Here is a 20,671-nt window from a genome sequence, read left to right on the forward strand (position 1 = left end):
CTGAAAAAATAAGGTTAAAAAATGATTATTTATTCTTTTTAATTTTTTGTACATCTTTCTTTTTCTGCTGGTTAGTTAACTCTAATGGCCCGAAATTATGAATGTAAAAAGTTATTTTCTGTTTTCGCCCATTAATGTAGGCAGAAGAGTTTACGGCTTTATATTTTCTGGGGTTAGGAAGAATAACAGCTATTCCCGCTGACTCATAAGCGGTGAGATTTTGAGCGTCTTTTTTGTACCAATATTGCGCGGCTGCCTGAGCACCGTAAATTCCGTCACCCATTTCAATACTGTTGAGATAAACTTCTAATATCCGTTCTTTTGACCAGAATAATTCGATGAGTATAGTAAAATAGGCTTCTAATCCTTTTCTGAAATAGCTTCTTCCCGGCCATAAAAAAACATTTTTGGCGGTTTGCTGAGATATTGTACTACCACCTCGGATTCTTTTTTGTTTTTGATTGCTTTGGTATGCTTTTTCAATAGCATCAAGGTCAAATCCGCGGTGTTTTACAAAATGACCATCCTCACTGGCTATAACGGCTTTTTGCAGGTTGACGCTGATTTTTTCTAAGGGGACCCACTTGTGCTTTAATGTAAAAGGCTTATCGGAACTTATTTGCTCGTAACCTCTGATAAACATAAGAGGTGTGTAGGGAACAGGAACAAATTTGAACAAGAAAACGAAAAATATACTGAGGGCAAAAAACCACAGGAATATTTTAAAAACAAATCGGCTAATTTTTCGCCACATAAGCAATTATTGGGAATAAATACTAGGTAAAGTTACTAAAAAACACGTTCAAAAATGCAAATAGAAAATGGATTTATAAGCCGAAAGCTTTCCTTATGCAGGAAAGCTTTCGGCTTGTTTCTATGTGTATTTTACTTTATTTAAACGCTGAAAAACCAGTTACATCCATACCGGTAATTAATAAGTGAATATCGTGTGTACCTTCATAAGTAACTACCGATTCAAGATTCATCATGTGTCGCATGATGGAATATTCTCCTGTAATTCCCATTCCACCCAGCATTTGCCTTGCTTCGCGAGCAATGTCTAATGCCATGGCTACATTGTTGCGTTTTGCCATAGAAATTTGAGCAGATGTGGCTCTGTTTTCATTGCGCAAAACACCCAATCTCCATGTCAGGAGTTGTGCTTTGGTGATTTCGGTAATCATTTCAGCCAGTTTCTTTTGCTGTAATTGAGTTGCACCGATGGGTTTATCAAACTGGATGCGTTCTTTGGAGTAACGCAGAGCTGTATCATAGCAATCCATGGCAGCTCCAATTGCCCCCCATGCAATTCCGTAACGAGCAGAATCTAAACATCCAAGCGGCGCTCCTAATCCGGATTTGTTTGGCAATAAGTTCTCTTTCGGAACTTTTACGTTGTCAAAAATTAACTCGCCTGTGGCAGAAGCTCTTAATGACCATTTATTATGGGTTTCAGGTGTTGAAAAGCCTGCCATACCACGTTCTACAATTAACCCGTGGATGCGGCCTTCTTCGTTTTTAGCCCAAACTACAGCAATATCGGCAAATGGTGCATTGGAAATCCACATTTTTGCTCCGTTTAGCAAATAGTGATCTCCCATATCTTTAAAATTGGTAACCATCCCGCCCGGATTAGAACCAAAATCAGGTTCGGTTAATCCAAAACACCCAATCATTTCGCCTGTAGCTAATTTAGGAAGGTATTTATTGCGTTGCTCTTCGTTTCCGTATTTCCAGATAGGATACATTACCAGAGAAGATTGAACAGATGAGGTAGAACGAACGCCGGAATCACCTCGCTCGATTTCCTGCATGATTAATCCATAAGAAATCTGGTCTAAACCTGCACCTCCGTATTCAGCGGGAATATAAGGACCAAAACCTCCTATTTCTGCCAATCCCGGAATTAATTGTTTAGGAAATTCGGCTTTTTGTGCGTATTCTTCAATAATTGGAGATACTTCTTTTTTTACCCATGCTCTGGCAGAATCTCTGATTAACTTGTGTTCTTCTGTAAGTAAATCATCTAACTGATAGTAATCAGGAGACTGATATAAATCTGGTTTCATAGTTTTTTGAAAAATTTAGTTGTGTACAAAAATAATTATTTATATCTGATAAACAATTACATGTTTAAAATCTGTGTGCTGTTATATTTACTTTAAATAGCAGAGAACTATTAGTGTATTAACCATTATTTAGTGCTCCCGGAATTTGACTTGTTATTTCATCGTCAAAAGTAATGATAATGTAATCAACTCCCTGTTGTGAAAATTCTTTTATAATCTTGAAATAGTCATTGATATAATAATCCATTTTTTTAGAATAGAGCAATACAGTGGTAAGATTATTACTGAGATTGAAAATTGTATTATCGTTTAGCCTTTTTAAATGAATTTGGGTGTAGTCATTTCCTTTTTTTAAATGTTTCTGTACATTTTTTAAATCCAGGTTATTTAAGGCTAAACCGCATGCGTCTTTGTCAACTTCTCTTTTTCCATCCAAAATTTCCGCACTTGTAGAAAGTTCTCCTTCCGTAAATGACAAAATGGAATTGTGAAGAATACCAGCAAGCTTAAGGAGCGAAGTTTCGTCGGAAATATAAACAATATTATTGCTGTCAACCTCCCATACATTGACTATGTGATTGATATATTCTTTCGGAGTGTCATTTATTTCCATGCCTTGTCCGAATACAAGAACAGGAAATATCAATAGGATGCTTTGTAGTATTTTATTCATAATCAATTGTTTTTATTTTACCAGATAATTGGAGTAAGTCCCAGGTTTTGTAAATAAGCATTAGTTTGTGAAAAATGGCGATTACCAAACCAATATCCTCGATTAGCACTCATGGGCGACGGATGTCCGCTTTTTAGTACTAAATGTTTAGAGCTGTCAATGATAGCTCCCTTTTTTTGAGCGTAACTTCCCCATAATAAAAAAACAACATGTTCTTTTTCGTCAGAGATTTTTTGAATAGCGGCGTCAGTAAAAATTTCCCATCCTTTGCCTTTGTGACTTGCTGGAGTCGCTCGTCGGACGGTTAAAACGTCGTTTAGTAAAAAAACACCTTGTTTAGCCCAACGTTCCAGATTTCCGGATAGAGGAGAAGTGATGTTTAAGTCCTGCTGGATTTCTCGGTAAATGTTTTGGAGGCTGGGTGGAAGCGGAATTCCGTCTGAAACTGAAAAACAAAGACCATTTGCCTGATTAGATCCGTGGTAGGGATCTTGTCCGATGATGACTACTTTAACTTCGTCAAATGGAGTATTGTCAAAAGCTGCAAAAATCTTTGAAGCAGGCGGATATATTGTCTGTGCAGCGTATTCTTGTTTTACAAACTGTACTAACTGTTCAAAGTAAGGTTTTTCAAATTCGTCGTGAAGTATTTTTTTCCAACTGGGTTCAATTCTAACGTCCATACGTTTTGTGTTATCAAAGAGTAAATATATTATTTATTCCGTATAAAGGTAAGGAATTGATGACAAACTATTAAGTCAGTATGGTGTTGTTGTGGTTTAATGTTTAAATTATAAAATTAAAAAATAGAAATAGAGATAATACATATTGAATATAAGTTACTTCTGGTTCAACTGGTTCAATAAGAAATAGCAAATAGTTTTGATTTAACAACAAAATCTAAAATACACTATTAAATATAGAGAGAAGCTGTAGCTCAGAGTTTTTAGTGATTTTTTTTATTGTTGAATAGTAAGTTCATGTTGTTCAATTATAAATCCTATATTTATATTTTTATTAACAGAATGAGAAAGTTTGTACATTTAATTTTAGGAGTATTCTTTTTTACTTCTTGTGCCAATCAAAATTATTGGTTTTTACCAAAACAGTCTATTGATGTTTACACAAAAAAACAAGGAATTCTTGTATATAATCAGGATACGGTTCGCGTTAAAAAGACTTTTTCAATTTTAAATGAATATAAAAAAACACTAAATGTATCAAGGAGCAAGGATCCGCTTAATATCCGTTTTATTGATGATGAAGGTTTGACAAAAGACTATGTTTTATTGCCTAAACTCTTAGCTCCTGATTATGAAGATCCGCCAAAGGATAAAAGTTATGCTTATCCTTCTTATATAGTGAAATCAACAAAGAAAGATACGCTTGCTTTGAAAAGGAAAGCTTTTGAAGTACCCGAAAAAGGTTCTGTGTATTTGAACGTTTCAGTACCTGAAGTAAATTCTTTTGAGTTTACACCTAAAGGCGAAACAACGAAAACCAATACCGGCTTTTTGGGAATATCTTTGGGAGTTGATTATTACCATTCTCAAAAACAATTTTTTAACCTGAGCGTGTATACTGCCATGGATTTTTTTCTTCCTTTTCCGGTACCTTTTGATTATGATACAGAGCAGGATTACGAAGTGCTTTCTTCGAGCTATATATCCCTATCTAACAATCATAGATTAAAAAGATTTACTTTTGGATATGGTTTGGTTTTTTCACAAAATGGATATTCTATTGATTATGGGGATAATTCATTAAATATTGAGGTTCCAAAAAAAGATTCAGAATATATAAAACACATTGCTTTTGGAAATACATTTTCAGCATACTATCAATTGAGAAAATCGCTACATATTGGCGTTATTTACAGACCAACCTATTATCGTCCTAATCTTACTCAAAAATTCGGATATGAACATTTGATAAGTGTTGACTTTATGTGGAAAATTAAATTGAAATAAATAAAAAATTAAAGCTTGTTGTTGAGCTATTTTCTTCTATTTTGATTGTGTTTATTTTTATTTCTCTATTCTAGTAATGAGTTTAGAAATAGCAAAAATTGATTTAAAAAATAGTTATAAAAGCCTGTGATTTTAAAATCACAGGCTTTTATAACTATTTTTCTACGGGAAATTTGGCTAATATTTTTTGAACAAATTCCTGAATTTTTTTCTCTTTTTGTTCTGTTTTAGAACTGTTGCTGAGATAACCCGTTCCAACTCCCTGCCATACCAATGATTTTTTTTGAGTATCTAAAATATCAATGTAAAGCATTCCTTCGGTTGATGTGGTCACCATTGTTCGGGAAGGTCCCCAATAAGGATGCCATCCCCAGCCATAACCCCAAGGAGAATAAAAGAAATTGTTATTGGTAATATTTACCTGCTCCTGTGCTTTAGTGAAGATATTGATTAGAAAATCAGGGTTTTGGTCTGTCTTCACAAATCCCTTTGCAGTCAATTCCTGATCAATAGCATTCAAAATTCTTTTTTTGTCCAGGTCATTTAGTTTTACCTGATCTATTCCTTCTTTAAAAAAGGCAAAAGTTTTGTATTGATTAAAATCGACATCTTTGTCGTAATCAGAAGTAACTCGTATACTGCTGCACGATACCAAAAAGAGTAATATGGCAGCTGTTGAGAAAAATCTTGTAATTTTCATAGTATTCTTTTTTATTGGTTTGCAATCTTTTATCTATCAGGTTGAGAGTTTTACTAGGGTATTTTTTCAACATGATTTTATTGTTTTCGTAACAGCAAAATAAACTGTTACATCAATTTTTCATCTACACTAAAAGGCAAAGTTACTTTTAACAAAGGCTCGCTTTCCATGGCTCTTTTTATAGCAAAAACAGCTTCCTCATTTCTCGCCCAAGAACGACGGGCAATACCGTTATTTACGTCCCAGAATAGCATTGATTTTAAACGTTTTTCTGCTTCATCCGTTCCGTCAAGAAGCATGCCAAAACCACCATTAATTACTTCGCCCCAGCCAACACCGCCGCCATTGTGTATAGATACCCAGGTTGCGCCCCGGAAACTGTCCCCGATTACATTGTGAATTGCCATATCCGCAGTAAATTTTGAACCGTCATAAATATTTGAAGTTTCGCGATAGGGAGAATCTGTACCGGACACATCATGGTGATCTCTGCCTAATACAACCGGACCTATTATTCCGGCTTTTACAGCATTGTTAAAAGCTTCTGCGATTTTAATTCTGCCTTCAGCATCGGCATAAAGGATACGGGCTTGTGATCCGACAACCAGTTTATTTTGCTGTGCTCCTTTTATCCACTGAATATTATCAGCCATTTGCTGTTGAATTTCTTTTGGAGAGTTTTTCATCATTTCTTCCAAAACCTCACAGGCTATTTCATCTGTTTTTTGTAAATCTTCCGGTTTTCCCGAAGTACAAACCCATCGGAAAGGTCCGAAACCATAGTCAAAGCACATCGGACCCATAATGTCCTGTACATAGCTCGGATATTTAAAGTCTATTCCATTATCTGCCATTACATCTGCGCCAGCTCTCGAAGCTTCTAATAAAAAGGCATTCCCGTAGTCAAAGAAATATGTTCCTTTGGCGGTGTGTTTATTAATAGCAGCTGCCTGACGGCGAAGTGATTCTTGTACGTGATCTTTAAATTTGCCGGGGTTTTCTGCCATCATTTGATTGGCTTCCTCAAAGCTTAATCCAACCGGGTAATAGCCCCCTGCCCATGGATTGTGGAGCGAAGTCTGATCAGATCCTAAATCGATATAAACGTTTTCTGCATCAAATTTTTCCCATACATCAACAATATTTCCATCGTAGGCAATTGATACTACTTCTTTGTTTTCTTTTGCTTTCTTTACGCGGGCAACCAATTCGTCAAGATCAGAAATTACTTCATCTACCCATCCTTGTTCGTGTCGTTTATAAGTTGCTGCAGAATTAACTTCGGCTGTTACAGAAACAACTCCTGCAATGTTTCCTGCTTTGGGCTGCGCACCACTCATTCCGCCTAGTCCGGCAGTAACAAAAAGCTTGCCTTGAGTGCCTTTGTCATCAATTTTACGGCAGCCGTTTAAAACGGTAATGGTTGTGCCGTGAACAATGCCCTGCGGACCTATATACATATAACTTCCCGCTGTCATTTGTCCGTATTGGGTTACGCCCATAGCATTGAATTTTTCCCAATCATCCGGCTTGGAATAATTAGGAATCATCATGCCATTGGTAACCACTACACGGGGAGCATTTTCGTGAGAAGGGAATAATCCCATCGGATGCCCGGAATACATGACCAGTGTTTGCTGATCTGTCATTTCAGAAAGGTACTTCATCGTTAATAGATATTGTGCCCAGTTTTGAAAAACAGCTCCATTTCCGCCGTAAGTAATTAGTTCGTGCGGATGTTGTGCTACCGCATAATCCAGATTATTCTGAATCATTAACATAATTGATTTTGCTTGTTGTGAATTACCCGGATATTCCTCAATCGGACGGGCGTACATTTTGTAATCTGGACGGAATCTGTACATGTAAATTCTGCCATATGTTTCAAGTTCTTCTTTAAATTCGGGTAATAAAACAGTGTGATGCTTAGGGTCAAAGTAGCGCAAAGCATTTTTTAAGGCGAGTTTTTTCTCGTCTTTCGATAAAATCTCTTTTCGTTTCGGTGCGTGATTTATTGTTTTATCATATTCTTTTTGAGGGGGTAACTCATTCGGAATTCCTTGTTTTATAAGCTCTTGAAATGTCATTTTATTTAAATTATTTAAGTGTTTTTTAGACTGAAAATAAAAGTCTAATACTTAGTTTTGTATTTTTATATGAAGTCTGAAAAATAAGCATTTTTAGGCAAGAAAAATACTAAGGAATGCTTAAAAATTTACAGACCAATCAAAAGGTGTAAGTCAAGGAGAGCAAAGTGGTAGTTGTATTCAGATATATCGTTCCCCGAAATTTCAGTGGAATTGCGCTGTATCCGTTTGTTTTCGTGCGAAATGAAAAGGATAAAACGCCTGTATTTATAAATCACGAAAAAATCCATTTAAAACAGCAGTTAGAGCTTTTTATAGTTGTTTTTTATCTGTGGTATGACGTTGAGTTTTTGTTTAAATACATAAAATATAAAGATAGTTATCAGGCATACAGAAATATTTGTTTTGAAAGAGAAGCCTATCTTTACGAAGTACAATCAGATTATTTAAAAACGAGAAAAGCTTTTTCTTTTCTTAAATTTGTATAGCTATATGTTTGATAACGAATTTGTTTTTAATCAAAAATCGGGAATTGATTTTCCTAACGATGTTCAACTATACGTTAAGCGCGAGGATTTGCTTCATGCAGAAGTATCGGGAAATAAATTTAGAAAACTGAAGTACAATATTTTAAAAGCAAAAGAAAAAGGGTATGAAAAGTTGCTGACTTTTGGCGGAGCATATTCCAATCACATTGCAGCAACTGCAGCAGCAGGGAGAATTTTTGACATAGCCACCGTTGGCGTTATAAGAGGAGAGGAACTTTTATATAACTATATGAAAAACCCTACGTTGTTTAAAGCACAACAAGATGGAATGGTATTTGAATTTGTAAGCAGAGAGCAATATCGTTATAAAACAAAAGATGCTTTTATTGATTTTTTAAACCACAAGTATGGAGATTTTTACCTGATTCCGGAAGGAGGAACTAATGGAGAGGCAATAAAGGGGACAGAAGAAATATTAAAAGAGGAAGATGCCGTGTTTGATTTTATTTGTGTGCCGGTAGGAACCGGAGGAACAATATCCGGGATAATTAACCGTTCTTTTGAAAATCAATGCGTTTTGGGATTTCCTGCTTTAAAAGGAGATTTTTTATTCGAAGATATTCGTAAATTTGTAAACAAAACCAATTGGGATTTAATTTTGGATTATCATTTTGGAGGATACGCCAAATATAACAATGAGCTTTTGGACTTTATTAATAATTTTCAAACGCAAACACAAATTAGGTTGGATCCGGTTTATACCGGAAAGATGATGTATGGAATAACAGATTTAATCCAAAAGGGATTTTTTAAAAAAGGAAGTAAAATTTTAGCAATTCACACAGGTGGGTTGCAAGGTTGGAATGATAGTATAAAACTGAAATAATTTTTTATGTATAAGCATATTCTGTTTTTATTGTGTTGTTTGGCTATTGTTGGCTGTTCTTCTAAAAGAAGTACATTGACAGGTAAAAAAATTAAGGAGAGAGAGCTGGTTTCTAAGGAGCGCTACCGACAAGAGTTGAGAAACGGAGAGTTGAAAAAAACTGAACTTGGCAAGAAAAAAGATTCAGAAATTTTAGAAGCTACTTCCAGATTGTCTGTAACTACGGATATGATCAGAGATTATATTGTAAAATACAGAAGTACAGCTCAATATAATATGCGTGAACACGGAATCCCGGCAAGTATTACATTGGCACAAGGCGTTTTAGAATCCGGTTCCGGACAGGGAACGCTAAGCCGAAATGCCAACAACCATTTTGGAATAAAATGTCATAAAGAATGGGATGGACCATCGGTACGACACACCGATGACGCGCCGGATGAATGCTTCAGAAAATATGATAATCCGGAAGAATCATACAGAGATCACTCTTTGTTTTTGACGAGCAGAAGTAGATATAACAGTTTGTTTTTGCTGGACAAGGACGATTACAAAGGCTGGGCAAGGGGATTAAAAAAGGCAGGATATGCTACAGATCCTAAATATGCAGACAAACTAATCGGATTGATTGAGCGGTATTCTCTTTACGAGTACGATAGAGAAGTTTTAGGAAAAGATAAGTTGAATAAAGCAATAAAAGAAATTGATGCTAATGACAAATTAGAAAACCCAAATGCAATAATTGCCTCAAAAGACGACTATCACGTTGTACAAAAAGGCGATACGCTTTATTCTATTTCAAAAAGATATAATATTTCCATTTCTGCTGTTCAGGAATTAAATAATTTATCAGGAAATGCTATATCTGTCGGACAAAAATTAAAATTAAGATAACGGTATGTTGTATCAGAGAAGTAGCCAGCTTTTTGCAGAAGCTGAAAAGGTAATTCCCGGAGGAGTAAATTCGCCCGTACGAGCTTTTAAATCCGTAGGTGGAACTCCTATCTATGTAAAAGAGGCAAAAGGAGCTTATTTATACGATGAAGACGGCAATCGTCTGATTGATTATATTAATTCGTGGGGTCCAATGATTTTAGGACATGCTTATCAGCCGGTAGTTGATGCTGTAGTCGAAAAAGCGAAATTAGGAACTTCTTTTGGAATGCCGACGGAGATAGAAACGCAAATTGCAGCATTAGCGGTTTCTATGGTGCCGAATGTTGATAAAATCCGCTTTGTAAATTCGGGAACAGAAGCATGTATGAGTGCGGTTCGTCTGGCAAGAGGATTTACAAAAAGAGAAAAAATAATTAAATTTAAAGGGTGTTATCACGGACATTCAGATTCTTTTCTAATACAGGCAGGAAGCGGTGCAGTGACTTTTGGGTCGCCTAACAGTCCCGGAGTTACGCAAGGAACGGCAAAAGACACCTTGCTGGCAACCTACAACGATTTGGAAAATGTAAAAATGATTTTAGAATCCAATCCAGGTGAAGTTGCGGCAATCATAATAGAACCGGTTGCGGGGAATATGGGTTGTATCCCTCCGCAAGAAGGATTTTTGCAAGGATTGCGCAGTTTGTGTGATGAACATGGAACACTTTTGATTTTTGATGAGGTAATGACGGGATTTCGTTTGGCAAGGGGCGGAGCACAAGAACTTTTTGGTGTAAATGCAGATTTGGTTACATTTGGGAAAGTGATAGGTGGAGGACTTCCGGTTGGTGCCTTTGCAGGAAGAGCAGAAATCATGGATTATCTGGCACCTGTTGGTCCGGTTTATCAAGCGGGTACGTTGTCTGGGAATCCTTTGGCTATGGCAGCAGGTTTGACGATGTTACAGGAAATTGAAAGAGACAAGAATCTGTTTAAAAGACTTGACGAAAAAACGGCTTATCTTGAAAAAGGAATCCGGAAAGTGTTGGAAGAAAAGCAAGTTCCGTTTACAATTAACAAAATAGGATCAATGATTTCAGTGTTTTTTGATATACGCGAAGTAGTAGATTTTGATACTGCCGGATACGGAAATAATGAAACTTTTAAGAAGTTTTTTCATGGATTACTTGCCAACGGCGTGTACATTGCCCCTTCATCCTATGAAACGTGGTTTATAACTGATGCGCTTACATATGATGATCTGGATTTTACAATTGGAGCAGTAGATAAGGTTTTTTCTTAAACTAAAAATAAAAGGAGTAATAAAGAAGAGGTTTTTTGCAAAAAAACCTCTTCTTTTACTTAGCAGTTAATTTTCTATAATAGCCGTTGTAAGTGGTGGAATTATATTTTCTAAAGTTCCAAACCCAATTGACCCGGCAGTAATTTAAATTTTTTCCGATGATATTTGCAAGGACCGTATTTTGTGATGGCAATACGGTGTTCTTTTGTAGGATAACCTTTGTTTTTCTTCCAGTTATACATTGGAAATTCTTCGTGGATTTTATTCATGTAATCATCCCGATAAGTTTTTGCCAGTATGGAGGCAGCTGCCAGACTCAAATATTTCATATCGCCTTTTACGATACATTGATGAAGAATATCGGGAATTGGGGTAAACTTGTTTCCGTCTACAATTAAAAATTCTGGTTGCGGATTTAGAGCTAAAACGGATTCCTGCATTCCTTGTATGGAAGCGTGTAAAATATTAATTTTTTCTATGGTGTCTTCGTAAATATGCGTGACTTTGTATGTAAGCGCTTTGTCTTCTATAAGCTCGCGAAGTTTGTACCGGAGTTGTGATGAAATTTTTTTGGAATCATTGATTTCCTCATTTTCAAAATCATCTGGTAATATAACGGCAGCTGCCGTGACCGGACCGGCAATACATCCTCTTCCGGCTTCATCTGTTCCGGCTTCGAAATTATAATTGGAAAATTTTTTAGAGAGCATATTTGTAATTTGTGTCGTACAAAAATAAAATTGTTAAGACGGATTAAAAAATAATAATTTCAAAAATTAGATTTTCATGATTAATTTTTTATGTTTCCTGCAAGTTAAATTTTTATTATCATTAAAAATACTTTCTTAAAGAATGGTATATTGATGTTAAACAAAAAGAGAGGCTGTATTACTGTTATAAAATATTGGGATTTAAAAATTATGCTTCTACTAAGTAGTGTTCTTAAAATTTAATTATTTTTATTTTATTTTGCTTATTTAACTTTTTTTATTCTTTATTTTTTTGATTTAGAAGTGTTTTCAATGTTAATAATTGCATATATGTAATTAATTTAAAGATTACTTTTTTAAGTTTGCGGACTAACTAATTCAATTTAAATAATGAGATCAAAGTTTAGATGGACTTTAGCACTTTTTTTGGTGTTATGGGTGCAAATTTCATTTGCCCAAGAAAAAAACCTGAAAGGGGTGGTTTCAGACGAAGACTTTCCGTTGCCGGGCGTAACAGTAGTTATTAAAGGTACGCAGATTGGAACACAGACAGATTTAGACGGAAATTATTCTATTAAGGTAAATCAGGGAGACATTGTTGTGTTTTCTTTTATCGGAATGCAGGATGTCCAATATACTGTAGGGGCTGCGAATGTCTATAATGTAAAAATGGCTTCAGACGAGGCTATTTTAGATGAGGTTGTAGTAGTAGCTTACGGAACAGCTTCTAAAGAATCTATTACAGGAGCTATATCAATGATAAAATCGGATGATATAGCAAAAAGGCCAACTACCAATGCGATTGGTGCGCTTGAAGGGTCAGCGGCCGGTATTCAGGTAAACAACACTTCGGGACAACCGGGATCAGAACCTGAGGTTCGTATCAGAGGGTTTACTTCATTAAGACAAAAAGCTGTAAAAGGAATAGATGCCAATGCTCCCTTGTATGTTGTGGATGGCGTTCCGTATGCAGGAAATATTTCGGATATAAACCCTGCGGATATTGAAAGTATGTCTGTTTTAAAAGACGCTTCATCTTCTACTTTATACGGAAATAGGGCTTCTAATGGAGTAATTTTAATTACTACCAAAAAGGGATCAAAAGGTACAGGGGCGTTTAATGTAGATATTAAACAAGGTTTGTATACCAGAGGTATTGAAGACTATGATCGCTTAGGTCCGGATGATTTTATGAATGTAATGTGGACCGGCTATCGAAACGGGTTGATGGGCGGTAAAGTTTCCTTAGAAGAGGCTAATATGCTTGCAAATACTACTCTAATTAGCGAAATACTAAAAACCAACATTTACAATGTACCAAACGATCAGTTATTTGTAAATGGAAAATTAAATCCTAATGCGCAGATTTTGGATGGATATAGAGGTGATTTAGATTGGTATAAGCCTATTGAAAGAACAGGGTATTTCCAGGATATAAATCTGAGTGGACGCATAGTAAGTGATAAAGGAGGAGCTTTCTTTTCTACGGGCTTTCTAAATAATGAAGGGTATTTTAAAAACTCGGATTTTAAACGTTTTACAGGACGCGTTAATGCTGATTATCAGGTAAACGACTGGCTAAAAGTGGGGACAAATGTTTCAGGTTCTCATCAAGAATCAAATGGTTTGTCTGCGAGTAGAAATGAAGCGGCAAATTATTTTAATCCGTTTATGTATGCTCGTACTATTGCACCTATTTATCCGGTATATATGCATGATCCTGCTACTGGGGATTTTGTTTATGATGAAAACGGAGAGAAAATTTACGACAATGGCGAAAAGAGCCGAAATCAGTATGTTGGAAGACATGTGGTTTGGGAAAATGATTTAAACAGCACGCAAACGATCAGAAATACGTTGAGTGGACAGGTATTTGCCGATATTAAATTTTGGGATGACTTTACTTTCACTTTACGAGGAGATTTAAATGTTCGCAATTCCGAAAAAAGACAGTATGAAAATGCGATTATCGGAGACGGGTCAGGAAATAACGGACGCGTTAGAAGAGATATTTACAGATATAAGACTTATACAGCACAACAGTTGTTAAACTGGGAAAGAGATTTTGGAAAACACAATCTTCAGGCTTTAGTAGGACATGAAAACTACAGCACGGAATACAGTACGTTATTTGCGATGAAAGGAAATCAGAATTTTGCCGGATTGGGAGATATGATTAATTTCAACGATATGTCAGATTTGTACGATTACACGGATATCTACAGAACAGAAGGTTATTTATCCAGACTAAAATATAACTATGACAATAAATATTTTGTAGAAGGTTCTTTCCGAAGAGATGGTTCTTCTAAATTCCATAAAGACAACAGATGGGGGAATTTCTGGTCTGTTGGAGGTAGCTGGATTGTTTCTAATGAAGATTTTTTCAATTCCAATGTAATAGACAACTTAAAGTTAAGAGCTTCTTACGGAGAAGTAGGAAATGATCAGGGGGCGCAATGGTATGCGTATCAAGACCTGTATAGAATTGATAAAAATGACGGATCGGCTGCAATTTACAAATCTCAAAACGGAAATAAAGATTTGCAGTGGGAAACTTCTTCTTCTTTTGGGGCAGCTGTTGAAGCAAGTTTGTTTAACAGAGCCAATGTATCGGTAGAGTATTTTGATAAGCGCTCTCAAAACTTGTTGATGGATTTAAATCTGCCTTTGTCTAACGGGTCAACCTCTCCTTCTGTAGGAGGATCTTTGATTACGAGCAATGTTGGAAGTATATCTAATAGAGGAATAGAGGTGAGCTTTGATGTTGATATTATCCGCAATGACGATTGGAAATGGAATGTAGCTGCTAATGCAACTTGGATGAAAAACAAAATTGTAGAATTGCCGGAAGAAAATAGAGAAAATGGAATTTTGGACGGATTGTACAAAAGGGTAGAAGGAAAAAGTATTTATGAATTTTATTTATATCAATATGCAGGCGTAGATCAAATGACAGGAAATGCTTTGTACGAAATGAATACAGAAAATTATCTGGCTCCGGGAAAAGGAACGGCTAATAATCCAACTCCTGAAGTGCCGGAAGAGTACTTTGTGGAAATAAACGGAAAGCAGTATACAACTAATACAACTTACGCCAGAAAAGATTTTTCCGGGAGTCCGCTTCCAAAAGTAAACGGAAGTTTCTCTACAGCTTTATCGTATAAAAACTTTTCACTATCGGGATTGTTTACCTATAGCATTGGCGGAAAAGTTTATGACTACAGTTATGCAGATCTAATGTCAGTAAGTGCTAACCCGAGTGCTATTCACAAGGATATTCTAAATGCTTGGGAAGGCGTGCCGGAAGGTATGACAGAAGCTTCTTTTAACCGTATTGATCCTAATGGGATTCCTGTAGTAGATTTTACAAGAAATACTAATACTTCTGCAGGAAGCTCTACAAGATGGTTACAAGATGCATCTTATCTCGTTATTAAAAACATTACACTGAGCTATGAAATGCCTAGAGAAATGCTGGATAAATTAGGTGTTGGAGCATTAAGGCTTAATTTAGGAGTAGAAAATCTGGCAACTTTTACTAAACTAAAAGGAATGAATCCGCAACAGGCATTTGACGGACGTTTAGACCACGCTTATGTAACGCCAAGAACATTTACTTTTGGTATGAATTTAACTTTTTAATTTAAAATCTGATAGACATGAAAATTAGATTTATAAAACATATTGCTTTAGCTGCAGTTTTGGCTTTAGGAGCTTGTAGCAAAGATTATTTAGACACCTATCCAACAGATGAAACTTCTCCATCTACTGTTTTTGAAACGACCGAAGGAGTAGAGATGGCTGTTAACGGATTGGCGAAAATTATGGTTACCCAACATTTGGAAACTCAGGGTTTTAATGGAGAAGGTACTATAAAAATGTACTATGGGGAATATCCGGGAAATAATTTTAGGGTAAACCTACCAGGATGGGGACCATTAATTAACGGAGAGTATTTTGAAAAATCAGATGTAATTTACAATTACTATCCGTGGCATTACTATTATATGCTTATTAATAATGCCAATGTAATTATAGATAAAGTAGACGAGGCGGAAGGTCCGGCGGCAACCAAAGAATATTTGAAGGCACAAGCGCTTGCATATCGAGCATATAGCTATACGATGTTATCGCAGATTTATGGTTACAGATGGGATGCCTCCGGCAATGGTTCTCAAAAGTGTTTAGTGCTGAGAACTTCGTCTGTCGAGGATCCTAATCAGCCGATGGTTTCATTAAATGAAATATATAAGCAAGTATATCAGGATTTGGATTTATCTATCAGCTTATTTGAAAAAAGCGGATATAAGAGAAGTGCAAACCATCAGATTGATAAAAATGTAGCACAGGCTATTTATGCCAGAGCGGCAATTGTTAAGAAAGATTATGAAACTGCTGCTAAATACGCTGCTTTAGCAAGAGAAGGATATCCTTTGATGAATAACCAAGAATATAAAAATGGTTTTGCTAATCCAACATCAGAATGGATTTGGGGGAGTTTTGGTGCTTCGGATGAGCAGCTGTATTTTTTCTCATATCAAGCTTACATTGCATATAATTCATCAGCTTCGTCGGTACGAGTTTATCCTAAGCGCATGAGTAAAGAACTATACGAAACAATTCCGAATACCGATATCAGGAAAGAGTTATTCCTTAATCCGGAGGGATATGAAGGGCAATATGTGTTAAATTCAGGAGAAACGGAATCAGGCTCCGAAATGGATAAGGCTGCGAGAGCTGCTTTTCCTGGCTTGCAGAGTAACGCTGTTGTTGCGGCATATATGCAGTTTAAGATTAAAGCAAATGATATGCCGGGCGTTGGTCATTTGAATCATTTCCGATCATCAGAAATGTATTTAATAGAAGCTGAAGCTAAACACTTTTTAGGACAGGACGGAGAAGCTGCACAGTTGTTGGAAGAGTTAACACAAGGATCTGGTCGTGATACTGAGTATGTATGCAGTAAAACGGGAGACGAACTGTTTAAAGAGATAGTTAAATACAGGGGTATAGAGCTTTGGGGTGAAGGATTTGACTGGTTTGATATGAAGAGATGGGGATTGCCTATTATCCGAAAAACAGGTAAAGACGGAGGAAACTATCCGGAATTATTAGCAATTGATAAAACGCCAAATGCTAATAATAACTGGACTTGGGTAACTCCGGCGAAAGAATACGATTTTAATAGCGCACTAAAAGAATAACTCTTATTGGGTTTAAAGTATCAAAAAGCTGCAACAATTTAAATTGTTGCAGCTTTTTGATTTAAATACATTTATTTAGAGGTGTTTAATTTAGTTAATAGGATAATAAATGTGTATTTCTGTATTTTAGTACATCAGACTGTAGATGTACTAAAAGAATTTCTGTTTAGAATATAAATAGATAGCTGTGTATTCTTGGTTTTTAGCCGAATATTTCCTTGGTTTCATAGTTAAATATTTTGTTTTTAAATTGATTTAATATTTATTTTTTAGTATTTATTATTAATTAAATATGTTTAATTAATAAAATAACTACAATATGTTTTGATATTACTTTAAAAATATAGTTATTATTTATTATTTTAATACGAAAAAATAAATTAACAAATATTAAAATAATAATAAAAATTTGTTAGATTTGTTATACTAACTAATCAATATTTTATAATGAAGTCAAAGTTTAATTGGATTTTTACGTGCCTTTTTGCCCTTTGTATACAAGTGGCAATAGCACAAGAAAAAACTCTAAGCGGAGTAGTATCTGAAGATGGTATGCCGCTTCCGGGAGTAACCGTTGTGATTCAGGGAACACAGGAAGGAACACAAACGGATTTAGATGGTAAGTATTCCATTAGAGTAAATACCGGCGACGTCGTTGTTTTCTCTTTTATTGGAATGAATGATGTGAGACACACTGTGGGTGCGTCTACTACGTACAATGCGAATATGACTGTAGAGGATAATTTCCTTGATGAAGTAATCGTTGTAGGGTATGGTACAGCTACTAAAGAGTCTTTTACTGGATCAGCTACACAGGTAGCTGCAAAAGAAATTGAAAAGAAAAACGTTTCTAATGCGGTTCAAGCTCTTGCGGGAGAAGCGGCTGGGGTAAGAATTATTACAGAAACAGGTCAACCGGGTTCTGAACCTAAGGTTCGTATTCGTGGGTTTGGTTCTGTTAATGGAAACAGAAGCCCTCTATATATTGTGGATGGCACTCCGTTTTTTGGTAATGTAAGCTCGATTAATCCTGCAGACATCGAAAGCATGTCTGTGTTAAAAGATGCGACAGCAACGGCTATTTATGGTTCTAGAGGAGCTAATGGAGTAGTAATTATTAATACTAAAACAGGAAAAGGACAGGAATCATTTATTGAAGTAGATGCAAAAACCGGAATAAACTGGAGAAATCTTCCTCGATATAATGTAATTACATCTCCTGAAGAATATATAGAATATTCTTGGGAAGCGATGAGAAATTATGGAAAGTTTGGATATGAATTAAATGATAATGAATCAATAGATTTCGCAAATGAATTGTTATTTGATGGAGATTATGGGATAGCTTCAAAATATAATATGTGGAAAGTAGCTGATGGAGCAGAATTAATCGATCCTGCTACTGGGAAGGTTCGTCCTGGAGTACAAAGATTATACAATCCTGAAAACTGGGAGGATTATGCTTTTCAATCTTCCAGACGTATTGAAGCAAACCTAAAGATGGGAGGTTCTTCTGAAAAAACATCTTATTTCACTTCTTTAGGGTATTTAAAAGATGAGGGTTATTCTATTAATTCTGATTATGAACGTGTGAGTGCCCGTTTAAACTTACAACATAAACCCAAAGATTGGTTGGAAGCGAAAATGAATATTGGTTATTCGCATTCTCAAAGTAACAATGCAGGTCAGTCCGAAGATTCAGGAAGTGTTTTCTGGTTTGTTGACAATATACCTTCTATCTATCCTTTATTTAGTAGAGATGCAAAAGGTAATAAAATTCCAGAATCGCACTATGGGGGTTATGAATACGATTATGGAGAAGATAGAGGGTTTGGTGCATTAACAAATTCAATTGCGGATGCACATTACGGTAAAGATAGGAGAACAAGAGATGAAATTAATGTGAACGCATCTTTTACAGTGGATATTTATGATGGATTGACTTTTGAAACTACTATAGGTGGACAGTATTATAACAATACAAGAGATATTTTAAATCATAGATATTTCGGTTCTGCTGAATCTATGGGAGGGTCTATTGATAAAATTAAAACCGAACTGTTTACATATAACTGGCTAAAAATGTTACGTTACAAAAAGTCTTTTGGAGCTCATGGTTTAGAAGTTTTGGCAGCACATGAAAACAACTATTATGAAGGAAGGTATAATAGTGCAAGTAAATATGATTTAGCAAATCCAAGCGGAACTGAATTGAATAATGGAGGGTTGACATCTCCTTCCTACGGATGGTTGGATCAAAGTTCAATAGAGAGTTATTTTGGACAAGTGAACTATGATTATGAAGGTAAATATTTCTTGTCTGGATCAGTGAGACGTGATGGGGCTTCTAAGTTTAAGAGAGATAAATGGGGGACATTTTATTCTATAGGAGGAGCTTGGGTAATGTCTAAAGAAGATTTTATGATGGATCAAAATGTATTTTCACATTTAAAATTGAAAGCCAGTTATGGTACAACAGGAGATCAAACTCCGTTTGTTACTATAGGAGGAGTGTTACAGGAAGCTTATCATCCGGGCGAAATTTTATGGGAAGTTTCTAATTACAATGGAAAACTGGCAATCTATGAGGATAAAGTAGGGAATGCTGATTTAACATGGGAAAAATCAAAAATGTTTCAGACTGGAATAGAGTTTAGTTTGGGTAGATTCTTAGATATTTCAGTTGATTATTATTTAAAAAACACAGATGATTTAATTTTTGATCGTAGAGTTGGACCTTCGGCTGGATATGCTTTAATGACTGTAAATGATGGAGGATTGCGCAATCAGGGGATCGAATTTGATGTAACAGCTCATTTGTTAAAAACGAAAGATGCTTATATTGATTTGTCTTTAAATGGAGAAACACTTAAAAATAAATTAACAAAAATGCCGATTGATCCAACTACAGGGCAGCAAAAACCATTGGATGTTTCAGGAATGTTTGGTAGAGCAGTAGGCTATTCAATTGGAGATTTCTATATGAGAGAATGGGCAGGAGTTGATTCAAAAACAGGAGAGGGATTGTGGTATGTTTATACTTATCAAGACGAAAATAATAAAACACAAACGGTGGCATCTTTGCATGATTTTTTAGCAGCGAATCCAGGTATGGAAGGAAAGCTGACAAAGGAAACAACAAATAACTATGCTGTGGCATCTCAATCTTTTGTAGGGAAGTCCGCTATTCCTAAATTAAGAGGAGGAATTAATTTAAGTGCAGGGTATAAAGGATGGGAATTGAGTGTTCAAATGCTGTATAGTTTAGGAGGATATGCTTACGATGGTACCTACGCAGCTCTGATGGGTAATGGTACGATTGGTGGAAATAATTGGCATAAAGATATGGCTGGTAGATGGCAAAAACCGGGAGATATTACTGATATACCTCGTTTGTCAAATGAAGTGAGTGCAAATGATGTATATGTAAATGGAACGTCAACAAGATTTTTAACTAAAGCAGATTATTTGAGTATTAACAATATTCGCTTAGGGTATAATGTACCTGCTAAATTTTTAAAGCAAATTGGGTTAGCAGATTTAAGCTTTTTTGTGTCAGGTGATAATTTGTGGTTGTTTACAAAACGTAAAGGATTTAATCCTTCCGGACAAGAGTTTGGAACATCAGATTATTATCAATACACTCCATTATCAACCGTTACAGGAGGTGTAAGAGTGAAATTTTAATTAGAAAAATGAGAA

At 35.7% G+C, this 20,671-nt stretch carries 15 protein-coding genes; 8 read left to right on the forward strand and 7 right to left on the reverse strand.

The annotated features are described in order from the left end of the window. Nucleotides 1-25: 25 nt before the first annotated feature. The 4 genes from mtgA to ung all read right to left on the reverse strand — a co-directional run bounded on the left by mtgA (nt 26) and on the right by ung (nt 3,425). Nucleotides 26-754 carry a monofunctional biosynthetic peptidoglycan transglycosylase gene (gene mtgA, locus C8P70_RS01235; RefSeq protein ID WP_133711535.1) on the reverse strand — a complete coding sequence of 243 codons (729 nt, stop codon included), beginning with the start codon at nt 752-754 and terminating at the stop codon, nt 26-28. Nucleotides 755-890: 136 nt separating this feature from the next. After that, nucleotides 891-2,069 (reverse strand): acyl-CoA dehydrogenase family protein, encoded by a 1,179-nt coding sequence (locus tag C8P70_RS01240; protein WP_133711536.1) that lies wholly within the window; start codon nt 2,067-2,069, stop codon nt 891-893. Between the two features lie 118 nt (nt 2,070-2,187). Next, nucleotides 2,188-2,742, reverse strand: coding sequence for a hypothetical protein (locus C8P70_RS01245; RefSeq protein WP_133711537.1), 555 nt, complete (start codon nt 2,740-2,742; stop codon nt 2,188-2,190). 17 nt (nt 2,743-2,759) lie between these two features. Continuing rightward, nucleotides 2,760-3,425: a uracil-DNA glycosylase gene (gene ung / locus C8P70_RS01250; protein WP_133711538.1), complete on the reverse strand. Its 666-nt coding sequence runs from the start codon at nt 3,423-3,425 to the stop codon at nt 2,760-2,762. A gap of 342 nt (nt 3,426-3,767) precedes the next feature. Between ung and C8P70_RS01255 the strand changes: the two genes are divergently transcribed. Beyond that, complete coding sequence (locus C8P70_RS01255) at nt 3,768-4,712, forward strand: hypothetical protein (protein WP_133711539.1); 945 nt, start codon at nt 3,768-3,770, stop codon at nt 4,710-4,712. Nucleotides 4,713-4,866: 154 nt separating this feature from the next. Here the strand turns inward: C8P70_RS01255 and C8P70_RS01260 are convergent, their stop codons facing one another. Then, nucleotides 4,867-5,412 carry a DUF4136 domain-containing protein gene (locus C8P70_RS01260; protein ID WP_133711540.1) on the reverse strand — a complete coding sequence of 182 codons (546 nt, stop codon included), beginning with the start codon at nt 5,410-5,412 and terminating at the stop codon, nt 4,867-4,869. A gap of 107 nt (nt 5,413-5,519) precedes the next feature. After that, on the reverse strand, nt 5,520-7,499 hold the full coding sequence (locus C8P70_RS01265; protein ID WP_133711541.1) for a urocanate hydratase: 1,980 nt from the start codon (nt 7,497-7,499) through the stop codon (nt 5,520-5,522). Nucleotides 7,500-7,666: 167 nt separating this feature from the next. Here C8P70_RS01265 and C8P70_RS01270 point away from each other — a divergent pair, with 167 nt between their 5' ends. The 4 genes from C8P70_RS01270 to hemL are packed head-to-tail and all read left to right on the forward strand — an operon-like array spanning nt 7,667 to nt 11,052. Then, nucleotides 7,667-7,987 carry a hypothetical protein gene (locus tag C8P70_RS01270; RefSeq protein ID WP_133711542.1) on the forward strand — a complete coding sequence of 107 codons (321 nt, stop codon included), beginning with the start codon at nt 7,667-7,669 and terminating at the stop codon, nt 7,985-7,987. Nucleotides 7,988-7,991: 4 nt separating this feature from the next. Beyond that, nucleotides 7,992-8,873, forward strand: coding sequence for a 1-aminocyclopropane-1-carboxylate deaminase/D-cysteine desulfhydrase (locus C8P70_RS01275; RefSeq protein WP_133711543.1), 882 nt, complete (start codon nt 7,992-7,994; stop codon nt 8,871-8,873). A 6-nt stretch (nt 8,874-8,879) separates the two neighbouring features. Next, a complete protein-coding gene (locus tag C8P70_RS01280) occupies nt 8,880-9,767 on the forward strand; it encodes a glucosaminidase domain-containing protein (protein WP_133711544.1) in 888 nt (295 codons plus the stop codon). A 4-nt stretch (nt 9,768-9,771) separates the two neighbouring features. Further along, nucleotides 9,772-11,052: a glutamate-1-semialdehyde 2,1-aminomutase gene (gene hemL, locus C8P70_RS01285; RefSeq protein ID WP_133711545.1), complete on the forward strand. Its 1,281-nt coding sequence runs from the start codon at nt 9,772-9,774 to the stop codon at nt 11,050-11,052. Between the two features lie 110 nt (nt 11,053-11,162). On the opposite strand, the gene C8P70_RS01290 is transcribed toward hemL, so the two are convergent. Continuing rightward, nucleotides 11,163-11,762, reverse strand: coding sequence for a ribonuclease HII (locus C8P70_RS01290; RefSeq protein WP_133711546.1), 600 nt, complete (start codon nt 11,760-11,762; stop codon nt 11,163-11,165). Nucleotides 11,763-12,152: 390 nt separating this feature from the next. Between C8P70_RS01290 and C8P70_RS01295 the strand changes: the two genes are divergently transcribed. From C8P70_RS01295 to C8P70_RS01305, 3 genes are all read left to right on the forward strand, one after another. Then, nucleotides 12,153-15,407, forward strand: coding sequence for a SusC/RagA family TonB-linked outer membrane protein (locus C8P70_RS01295; protein WP_133711547.1), 3,255 nt, complete (start codon nt 12,153-12,155; stop codon nt 15,405-15,407). A 17-nt stretch (nt 15,408-15,424) separates the two neighbouring features. Then, nucleotides 15,425-16,969, forward strand: a complete 1,545-nt coding sequence (locus C8P70_RS01300; RefSeq protein ID WP_133711548.1) for a RagB/SusD family nutrient uptake outer membrane protein — start codon at nt 15,425-15,427, stop codon at nt 16,967-16,969. A gap of 447 nt (nt 16,970-17,416) precedes the next feature. Next, on the forward strand, nt 17,417-20,656 hold the full coding sequence (locus C8P70_RS01305; RefSeq protein ID WP_133711549.1) for a SusC/RagA family TonB-linked outer membrane protein: 3,240 nt from the start codon (nt 17,417-17,419) through the stop codon (nt 20,654-20,656). Nucleotides 20,657-20,671: the final 15 nt, after the last annotated feature.

Origin of the sequence: Myroides indicus (genome assembly GCF_004364575.1) — a bacterium.
Lineage (GTDB): Bacteria > Bacteroidota > Bacteroidia > Flavobacteriales > Flavobacteriaceae > Flavobacterium > Flavobacterium indicum_A.